General features: G+C 63.2%; 8 protein-coding genes, 1 tRNA gene and 1 pseudogene. 6 read left to right on the top strand and 4 right to left on the bottom strand.

The window, feature by feature from the left end; translation table 11 throughout:
• The 3 genes and pseudogenes from EZM81_RS11475 to EZM81_RS11465 all read left to right on the top strand — a co-directional run.
• Nucleotides 1-610, top strand: a pseudogene (locus EZM81_RS11475) (recombinase family protein); the annotation flags it as partial.
• Nucleotides 610-996, top strand: a complete 387-nt coding sequence (locus EZM81_RS11470) for a hypothetical protein (RefSeq protein ID WP_136645793.1) — start codon at nucleotides 610-612, stop codon at nucleotides 994-996. The pseudogene EZM81_RS11475 and the gene EZM81_RS11470, both read left to right, overlap by 1 nt.
• A gap of 133 nt (nucleotides 997-1129) precedes the next feature.
• Nucleotides 1130-2935 (top strand): DEAD/DEAH box helicase, encoded by a 1806-nt coding sequence (locus EZM81_RS11465; RefSeq protein WP_136645792.1) that lies wholly within the window; start codon nucleotides 1130-1132, stop codon nucleotides 2933-2935.
• A gap of 824 nt (nucleotides 2936-3759) precedes the next feature.
• On the opposite strand, the gene EZM81_RS11460 is transcribed toward EZM81_RS11465, so the two are convergent.
• The gene (locus tag EZM81_RS11460; RefSeq protein WP_136645791.1) at nucleotides 3760-4146 is read right to left on the bottom strand and encodes a hypothetical protein; all 387 of its coding nucleotides are present in this window, start codon (nucleotides 4144-4146) and stop codon (nucleotides 3760-3762) included.
• Between the two features lie 94 nt (nucleotides 4147-4240).
• Here EZM81_RS11460 and EZM81_RS11455 point away from each other — a divergent pair, with 94 nt between their 5' ends.
• Genes EZM81_RS11455 through EZM81_RS11445 form a run of 3 tightly spaced genes read left to right on the top strand, consistent with a single transcriptional unit; the run spans nucleotide 4241 to nucleotide 7412 of the window.
• On the top strand, nucleotides 4241-5815 hold the full coding sequence (locus EZM81_RS11455; protein WP_211195405.1) for a recombinase family protein: 1575 nt from the start codon (nucleotides 4241-4243) through the stop codon (nucleotides 5813-5815).
• The gene (locus EZM81_RS11450) at nucleotides 5815-6723 is read left to right on the top strand and encodes a plasmid partitioning protein RepB C-terminal domain-containing protein (RefSeq protein WP_136645790.1); all 909 of its coding nucleotides are present in this window, start codon (nucleotides 5815-5817) and stop codon (nucleotides 6721-6723) included. Before EZM81_RS11455 ends, EZM81_RS11450 begins: the two co-directional genes overlap by 1 nt.
• Complete coding sequence (locus EZM81_RS11445; protein WP_248298204.1) at nucleotides 6720-7412, top strand: plasmid partitioning protein RepB C-terminal domain-containing protein; 693 nt, start codon at nucleotides 6720-6722, stop codon at nucleotides 7410-7412. Before EZM81_RS11450 ends, EZM81_RS11445 begins: the two co-directional genes overlap by 4 nt.
• On the opposite strand, the gene EZM81_RS11440 is transcribed toward EZM81_RS11445, so the two are convergent.
• The 3 genes from EZM81_RS11440 to EZM81_RS11430 all read right to left on the bottom strand — a co-directional run bounded on the left by EZM81_RS11440 (nucleotide 7413) and on the right by EZM81_RS11430 (nucleotide 9522).
• Nucleotides 7413-7502, bottom strand: a tRNA-Ser gene (locus tag EZM81_RS11440).
• 104 nt (nucleotides 7503-7606) lie between these two features.
• On the bottom strand, nucleotides 7607-8092 hold the full coding sequence (locus EZM81_RS11435; protein ID WP_136645789.1) for a hydrogenase maturation protease: 486 nt from the start codon (nucleotides 8090-8092) through the stop codon (nucleotides 7607-7609).
• Nucleotides 8083-9522: a Ni/Fe hydrogenase subunit alpha gene (locus EZM81_RS11430; protein ID WP_136645788.1), complete on the bottom strand. Its 1440-nt coding sequence runs from the start codon at nucleotides 9520-9522 to the stop codon at nucleotides 8083-8085. Before EZM81_RS11430 ends, EZM81_RS11435 begins: the two co-directional genes overlap by 10 nt.
• Between the last annotated feature and the right edge of the window lie 9 nt (nucleotides 9523-9531).

The raw sequence follows: 9531 nt of genomic DNA, 5'->3' as shown, positions 1-9531 counted from the left end.
GGTCTATCTCGGCCTCGCCGTGCACAAGGACGAGGTCTATCCCGGCGAGCACGCCGCGATCATCGACCAGAAGCTGTGGGACGAGGTCCACGCGGTCATCGCCAACAACCGGGTCGCGCGGGCGGCGGTGGCGCGAGCGGCCCAGCCAGCGCTTCTGCGCGGGCTGATCTTCACCGAGACCGGCGCCGCCATGACGCAGCACCACACCAGGCGGAAGGGCAAGCGCTACTGCTACTACACGTCGATGGACGTGATCCGGAAACGCCCCGCAGCCGAACTGCGCGGGCCGCAGCGGCTGCCGGGTGCCATGGTCGAGGAGGCCGTCATCGGCGAAATCTGCCGGATGCTGCGCGCGCCCGAGGTCGCGGCGCGCACGGCGCGGGCGGTGCGGAAGGACCGCCCCGATCTCGACGAGGCCACCGTCGTCGCCGCGCTGGCGCAGTTCGACGACATGTGGAAGGCGCTGATCCCGGCCGAGCAGGCACGCATCGTCCAGCTGCTGGTCGCGCGGATCACGGTGAGCGAGGCGGGCCTCGCCATCGACCTGCGCCATGACGGCCTCGGCGCCATCGCCGCGCTGATGGCTCCGCCGAGGAAGGAGGTCGCCTGATGCCCACGCCCGACACCCTGCGCGTCCACATCCCGCTCGAGCTTCGTCGCCGCGGCGGCCGCCCCCGGATCCTGCCGCCGAAGCACATCGAGGCGGCCATGGGCCGTGGGCAGGATCCGCACCTCCTGCGCGCCATCGGCCGGGCATGGGGCTGGCGGCAGCGGCTGGAGCGCGGCGACGTTGCCACGCTCGCCGATCTCGCCGCCGACGAGGGCCTGTCCGACCGCTACGTCAGCCGCCTCCTGCGCCTCGCGTGGCTCGCGCCGGCCGTCCTCGAGCGGCTGGTTGTCCATCGCGAACCCTCGACGATCAGCATCTACGACCTGTGCTTCGTGGCGTCGCTGCCGTGGGACGAGCAGCCGGGGCGGGTGTTTGATCCTGACTGAACTTTCTGTCGATCAGATCCTTGAAAGAACGCAGATACCGTTCTTCTTTTGATTGCGATGACTTGCGATCCCGCACTATCCTGCCGTCAAGACGGGGCTCGTGCTGGCCCTTTTGCTCCAAGTCGGGATATTGATGGCTATCACTGCGGACAAGATTCTGTCTGCTCTTGAGGACGAGCGAACAGCGGCGCAGCGCGGGCTGCCGTTCAAGGTCTTGTCGTCACGGCGGCAAGCAAATCTTGTCGTTCTTGCCGTCGAACCCATGCGCGATGGACGTTCCAGTGCTGCGCTTGATGAAAGCCTCGAGGGTTCGCGCGCAGTTTGGTCCGGTGAGGCCAGCGGCAGGGGGGAGGTCGTTGTTGTCGACCCCGACAAAGGCGAGTTTGCCCTTCGCTTCGTCCAGGGCCCACCGCCGGACGCGGATGAACGCGTCACACTTTATCCCCAGGACTTCATCACGCCACTCATTGAACTATGGCAGCGGGAGGCAACGAGGAAGAAAGCTGCAGCGGCTCTACGCCGGAGTGAGAAAGAGCCCGCAGCGGAAAGGAAGGCACTTCCCGCCGACTTTTCCATGCTCCGCGCTCGGCAGGAGCAGGCTGTGTCGTTGCCCTTGAATCGCTTGGGATTGCTTCATGGGCCGCCTGGCACTGGCAAGACGTTCACGATTGGGGGCATGATAGCGTATCTGCTTACCAGGTTCAGGAACGCGAAGATCCTTGTCAGCGGCCCAACAAACACGGCGGTTGATTCAGCGCTGATTGCCGCGGATGACTGGCTGAATCGAATTGGGCGTGACGATCTCCGACAATCGATGAAGCGGATCGGTTCCCGTTTCGACACGCAAAAATTCCGCGGTCGTGAACATTTGCTCGCGCAGGGCATCTATGAGGCGTCGCTGGAAATCAGCATGCTGGAGCTCGAGGAGCCTTCGAAGAACGACATCGAGCGCTACGTTGCGTGGAAAGAGAAGCTTGAAGCTGCTCGCGCCAAGCTGAAGACTGATGTCGGGCACATTGCGGCGTCTTCACGCGTCGTCGCAATTACGACCAACTCCCTTTTCCGGCACTTCGACAGCATCGCAAAGCCAGGCGGTGGGGTTTGGCATTTTACAATCGCTGACGAGGCCAGCCAGATCATGTTGCCGGCGGCTCTGATGGTCGCCAGCATCGCGCAATGCGCCACGTTCGCTGGAGATCCGCAACAGCTGGCTCCAATCGTCCAGAGCGACGATCCGTCAACGCAAGCGATCCTCGGCAAGACAGCGTTTGACGTCTTCAAGGATGCCCCCAGCGTCTTCCTCAATGAGCAATCGCGGATGTGCCAAGGCGTCTGCGATATCGTCTCGCACACATTCTACAGTGGCGAGCTCATTGTATGCCGAAAAGCCGCTCGTGATCCGGAATGGAAGCGAGTTCGTTCTCCATGGTATCTCGACGGTCGAGAGATACCGCGTGTGCTCATAGACGACCGCGCAGGCGACGCGAGCTGGTCGAAGAACTACAATGGCAAGATCCGTTTCGCATCCGCCGAGATCATCGCCGCCTTGGTCCACGAGCTGCTCGGATCCTACGTTGACGCGGACGATATCCTGATACTTACACCGTTCCGCGCTCAGCGCGCGCTCATCAGGTCGATGCTTGGACGCCAGGGGCAGAAGGAAGTTCGTGTGAGTACAGTCCATCGAGCACAGGGTAGCGAGCGAAAGATCGTGATTTTCGATCCAGTCGATGCTGGGAGCGCGTTTCTGAACAGCGAGACCGGTCGTCGGCTAATCAACGTTGCCGCGTCCCGTGCTCAAGCGCACCTCATCATCCTCGCTGGTGAAGCCGATCTGCGGAACCCGTTCCTTTCCGCCATATCTGATCGCGCACGACGGCTTTGGGATCGAAACGGTGAGTACGCAAACCCGCTTCGAGTTCGCCTCCGGCAAGCTTAGAGCACCGTCACCGCTACGCGCCATTCGGCCAGCGCACCCACCGGCTGCGCCTCTTGCGTCTTGCGGCTCTGTTCCCCTCGAAGGCGATGGACACAGGGGCCGAAGTTTTGGCGGGGTTGAAACTCAGACCATTGGAAAAGCGTGAAAAAATCCGACCGAACCGAATTCGGCGAGGTTCGCCCCAACAGAGACGGAGCGCCGTTCAGAGCCTGAAGCGGGCCTCGCGCGCAGTCTCGGAGGTTCGCATGGGGGAGGCAAAGCCCTTTAAAAACACGACTATTTCCGCGCCTCGGTNCGCGCGCCGCCTCCTACACCATCACCCGGGGCACTATCTACGCAGATCGCTGCCAGCGCTACGTGCCGTTCAGCCAGCGCACCCAGCAGCTGCGCCTCTCCGGTGTTGCGGCTCTCTTCCCCTCGCAGGCGATGGAAACAAGGGGCGAAGTTTTGGCAGGGTAGAAAATCAGGCCATTGGAAATGCGAGAAAAATTCCGACAGAACCGAATTCGGCGAGGTTCGCCCGAACAGAGACGGAGCGCCGTTCGGAGCCCGGAAAGGGCCTCGCGCGCAGCCTCAGAGGTTCGCATGGGCGAGGCAAAACCCTTTGAAAACACGGCTATTTCCGCGCCGCATGGGGCGCCTGTCCGTGTTCGCGACGGGGGTAATGGCGGAGGGTCGGAACCGCGAGGAATCTCGGCTCAGAAGGCTTCCAAGAATCGCCTTCGGTCCGAGGATTCAAATGGCGGTCTCATCTACACCGAAGGCGATTCTAGATCCTTCGCCGACATGATTTTTGCATTTTTTACCAATCGGGTAAGTGAAAATCACCCCTCGCGGTTCTGGCCATCGGAGCGCATCTCGCGTACCGCCGCGAGCAACTCTTCGATCGCCTGTTCGGCCGCCGCTAGTTTCATCGCCACCATCAGGTCCTGACGCCCTGCCAGCGCAAGGAACGTTCCCAGCACCTCGTCGGAATGCCGGGCCAGCGCCACCAGATGCTCGCCACGCGGGCCGTATCGGCCGGCAAACCAGTTCTTCACCGTCTTCTCGTTCGCCCCCGTCCAGGACGCAACGATCTTGGCGCCCGCCCTGCTGTCCTCATGGGACCGGCGCAGTGCAGCTGCGATTTCGTCGGCGAACCCGTTCTCCGGATCACTCCGACCATATCCGTTTTGTTTCGGAAAGAACTTGCCCTTTTTCGGAAACGACATTCCGGCCTCCCTCGCTATAGATGGATGAGAGGGATTCAGCCCTGGATTCAGGCGGTTCGGATGGATTGGCCAGCGACACCAAGGAGATGGATGTGTGAGCGGTCGTTTGGTGACCAATTCGGGCAAGAGCGACGGTGCGGCCGAGCCGGACGTACCCGCTGTCGCTTACGTCCGGATGTCGACCGATCACCAGAAGTATTCGACCGAGAACCAGTTGGACGTCATCCGCAGCTATGCCGCCGCCCGCGGCCTGCAGATCCTGCGCGTTTTCGAGGACTCTGGGCGCTCCGGCCTTCGCCTCGATGGTCGCGAGGCACTACAGAAACTGATGGGCGAAGTTCAATCAGGCCACGCTGACTTCAAGGCCATCCTTGTCTACGACGTCAGCCGCTGGGGCCGATTTCAGGATGCCGATGAAGGCGCCTATCACGAGCATGTCTGCTCTCGCGCAGGGATCCGGGTACATTACTGCGGCGAGCAGTTCGAGAACGACGGCAGCATCGGCTCGAACCTGCTGAAGACCGTCAAGCGGGTGATGGCTGGCGAGTACAGCCGGGAGCTTTCGGTGAAGGTCTTTGCCGGGCAATGCCGCCTGGTGGAGCTCGGCTATCGTCAGGGCGGCGCGGCCGGATACGGGCTGCGGCGGGTGCTGATCGACGCGCACGGCGACCCGAAGGGCGAACTGTCGCGTGGCGAGCAGAAGAGCCTTCAGACCGACCGCGTCATCCTCGTCCCCGGCCCCGAGGAGGAGCAGCGGGTCGTCCAGCGCATGTACGAGATGTTCGTGCGCGAGGGGCGTCCCGAGCGGGATATCGCGGAGGTTCTGAACGCCGAAGGTCACCGCACCGATCTCGACCGGCCGTGGACCCGGGCGACCGTCCATCAGGTGCTGACCAACGAAAAGTACATTGGGAACAACGTCTTCAACAAGGTGTCCTTCAAGCTGAAGCAGCGTCGGGTGGTAAACCCGCGCGAAATGTGGATCCGGGCTGAGGGCGCCTATCCTGCCATTGTTGATGAGGCGCTGTTCCTGCGCGCCCGGGAGATCGTGGACGCCCGCAGCCGCCATTTCTCGGATGAGGAACTGCTCGACGCACTGCGCGCGATCCTCAAGCGGCAGGGCATGCTGTCGGGGTTGATCATCGACGAGGAGGATGATCTGCCGTCCTCCAGCGCCTATCGCAGCCGCTTCGGCAGCCTGCTCCGCGCCTACAGGCTGATCGGCTACGAGCCGGACCGCGACTACAGCTACATCGAGATCAACCGGGCTCTGCGACAGGCTCATCCGCAGGTGGTGGCCGAGATCATCGCCGGAGTCACGCGGCATGGCGGGCGGGCGGTCCAGGACTCAGATACAGACCTTGTTCGCGTCAACGACGAGTTCACCGTGTCCATCGTGCTGGCCCGGTGCACCGCGACGGCGGCCGGGTCGCTGCGCTGGCGCATCCGCCTCGACACTGGCCTGGTGCCGGACATCACCATCGCCGTACGCATGGACGAGGTGAACGAGGCGCCGCGCGACTATTTCGTGCTGCCCAGCATCGACATGACATTCGGGAAACTGAAATTCGCCGAGCAGAACGGGCTCGCACTTGATGCGTACCGGTTCGACACGCTCGATTTCTTCTACGCGCTCGCCTCGCGGGCAAGGATCGCGGAGGTGGCGTGATGCCCGACGACATGGAGCCGACCAGCCAGAAGCAGGTGACGCTGATCCCGACAAACAGGGTTCGGGTCCTTAATCCCCGCGTCCGCAACCGGCGCACCTTCGAGGCGATGGTGGAGAACATCGCGCGCATCGGTCTGAAGCGCCCGATCACCGTGGCGCCGCGTGCCGGGACCGACCCGCAGGAATACGACCTCGTCTGCGGTCAGGGCCGCCTTGAGGCCTTCATCGAACTGAAGCAGGACCGCATCCCCGCCATCGTGATCGACGCTGACGAGAGCGATTGCCTCGTGATGAGTCTCGTCGAGAACTGCGCGCGGCGGCAGCACAACCCCATCGACCTGATGCGCGAGATCGGCGCGCTCCGCCAGCGCGGCTACAACGACCGTCAGATCGGCGAGAAGATCGGCGTTTCCACCGAATATGTGAACATGATCGCGGGGCTGCTGGAGAAAGGCGAGGAGCGCTTGGTCTCGGCCGTGGAAACCGGGGTGCTTCCGCTGAATCTGGCCATCCAGATTTCCAAGACGGACGCCAAGGGCGCTCAGAAGGCACTGATGGACGCCTACACTCAGAACAAGCTGCGGGGCCGGAAGCTGGCGCTCGTGCGCCGCCTGATCCAGCAGCGCGAACTGCGGGGCCCGCAGATCCACAGCAACCAACTCGGACGCAAGCCTCCGAAACGGGCGCTCACGAGCGAGGGCCTTGTGCGGGCGTATCAGCAGGAGGCGACGCGCCAGAAGCTGCTTATCAAAAAGGCCGAGCTCACCCAGAGTCGGCTGATGTTCGTGCGCGAGGCGTTCCGGAAGCTCTGCGCGGACGAGCATTTCATGACCCTGCTCAGGGCCGAGGGGCTCGAGACAATGCCTGCCGACCTTGCGCGGCCCGTGACCGACGGGGCTCCGGCATGAAGCGCGAAGCACGCGACACCCCGAAGAGCGTCACGCTCGGGTTCGAGGACGACTGCGTCACGCTCCCCATCGATGCGATCCTGCCGCTCCGCGCCCTCGGCAAGTCCGCAAAATCCAGCCGGAAGTATCGGCAGATCGTGGCTTCCATCGCCCAGATCGGGATCGTCGAGCCGCCCGTCGTGGTTCGGAACCCTGACAAGTCCGCCACCTGGTTGCTGCTCGACGGCCATCTTCGGATCGAGGCGCTAAAGGATGCTGGCGAACAGGAAGTGGAGTGTCTGGTCTCCACCGACGATGAGGCCTTCACCTACAACCGCCAGGTCAGCCGCCTTGCGCCGATCCAGGAACACAAGATGATCCGAAAGGCGATCGAGCGCGGCGTGCCCGAGGAGAAGATCGCGCTCGCGCTCGATCTCAACATGAGCAGCATCCGGCGCAAGGTGCGCCTTCTGGACGGCATCTGCGAGGAAGCGGTCGGGATCCTGAAAGACAAGCCCGCGACCGGCGCGGTGTTCGACGCGCTGCGCAAGATGAAGACCATGCGCCAAATCGAGGCGGCCGAACTGCTGGTCAACGCGAACAACTATTCCGTCGCCTACGTGAACGCGATCCTCGCGGGGACGCCGCAGGCCCAGCTGGTCGAGTCGTCCAAGCCGANTGGGCGCCTGTCCGTGTTCGCTACAAGATAATGGCGGACAGTGAGGGATTCGAACCCTCGAGACGGTTCCCCGCCTACACACTTTCCAGGCGTGCGCCTTCGACCACTCGGCCAACTGTCCTTGCGCGTCCTTCTGCCAAGTCGCACTTCCCTTTGCAAGGGACTTCGGCACCTGAACGGCCAGACTCGCTCCATGCGTTTCCAGGCGTGCGACTGATGGCGCCTTTACAAGCCCTTTGCCCGGACCTGCGGTCGATCGTCGGGAGAATTTCCCAGAAGTTCCAGAACCGCCGCCACTGCCTGACCCAAATGGCATCGAGCCTCGGGGCCCAGACCTTCGCGGATCGCACCGAATGCGGTTCCCGCGATGGCGAGAGTGAATGCCGGGGGAACCTTCCCGAACAGCAGCCCGGCAAGATGCAGGGCCACCTCGGGCGTGACCTGATGACTGCCTAGAGTGGCAGTTGGGGTGGTGCCGGTACGCGTCAGTCGGAAAGGGGCGTCCAGATCCATTGCGGCATCAGCGAAGATCACCAGATCATGCGCCGCGATCAGAGCGGCATGATCCACGGTCAGCTGATAATCGATCTCGACCGTGACGCCGGGCAGATGCAGCTCTGCGATGGCCTCGGCCAGGGCGGGGCCGAGGCCATCGTCGCCGCGCGCCGGATTGCCGTAGCCGATCAGCAGGACACGGGCCGCTAAAGGCATTGCGCGGCCCGGTCGATCACCTCACCCCCAGGCCCGACGAGTTCCACCTGCAACGGCATCTGCCCCAGTGCATGGGTGGCGCAGGACAGACAAGGGTCATAGGCCCGGATCGCAACCTCGACGTGGTTCAGCATCCCTTCGGTGATTTTCGGCTGGCCCGACAGATGCTGCACCGCCACCGCCTTCACCGCGCGGTTCATGCCTTCATTGTTGTGCGTCGTCGAAACGATGAGGTTGCAGAAGGTCACCTGATCATGCTCGTCCACCTTGTAATGGTGGATGAGGTTCCCGCGCGGTGCCTCGATCACGCCGATCCCTTCGAAGCGCCGTTCGCCCTTGGCCACCAGATCGGTGCCCTGCAGGTCGGGGTCGTGCAGAAGCTCGCGGATCTTTTCCACGCAATGCACCACCTCGATCATTCGCGCCCAGTGGTTGGCGAGCGTCGAATGGTTCAGCCCGCCCGAGAAGGCCCGCAGCGCCTGATGGGCGGCATCGGCAAGCGGCGTGTCGATGAAGCTGGCCGTGTTCATCCGGGCCATGGGGCCGACGCGATACCATCCGTCCTCGGCCCCAAGGCTGCGGATGAAGGGGAATTTCATGTAGGACCATGACCTTACATCCTCGATGAGGTGCTTGTGGTAGTCGCAGTAGTCCACCATGTCGAAGATCGGGGTGCCTTGCGGGCCCAGCGCGCGCAGCCGACCGTGGTAAAGGTCCAGGGCTCCGTCGCCCTCGCGCACCAGGGACATGTGGTTCGAGGCGAAGTTGCCGAAACCTTTCACCAGTGCGGCATGATCTTCCACATAGCCGCGCGCCAGCGCCAGCGCGTCCTGTGCCCAGGCCAGCATCTCGTCCACCTGCGCCAGGAAGCGATCGCGGGTTTCCAAAGGCAAATTGCGATTGATCCCGCCGGGGATCGCCCCGGTGCCGTGGATCTTCTTGCCCGCCGTAGCCTCGATGATCTCTTGCCCGAACTTGCGCATCTGGATGGCGCGCAGGCCAAGGGTGGGATTTTCCCGGATCACCTCGAATATGTTGCGCCGTTCCGCAGGTGCGCCGAAGCCGAACAGCAGGTCCGGTGCGGAAAGGTGGAAGAAATGCAGGACATGGCTTTGCATCACCTGCCCGTAATGCATCAGCCGGCGCATCTTTTCCGCCGTGGGGGGCAGCACGTCCACGCCTGCGATCTGGTCCATCGCCTTGGCGGCGGCCAGGTGGTGGCTGACCGGGCAGATGCCGCAAAGGCGCTGGACGATGACTGGCACCTCCCACATCAGCCGGCCACGGATGAAGCGTTCGAAACCGCGGAACTCGACGATATGCAGCCGCGCCTCGTCCACGTTGCCGTCGGCGTCCAGATGGATCGTCACCTTGCCGTGGCCTTCCACCCGGGTAACGGGCGAAATCTCGATCAACCGGATTCCTGTCATCACCACCTC

Source organism: Tabrizicola sp. YIM 78059 (assembly GCF_004959785.1).
GTDB lineage: Bacteria > Pseudomonadota > Alphaproteobacteria > Rhodobacterales > Rhodobacteraceae > Tabrizicola > Tabrizicola caldifontis.
Note: the sequence above shows the minus strand (reverse complement) of the source record. Positions and strands in the feature narration are given on the sequence as shown.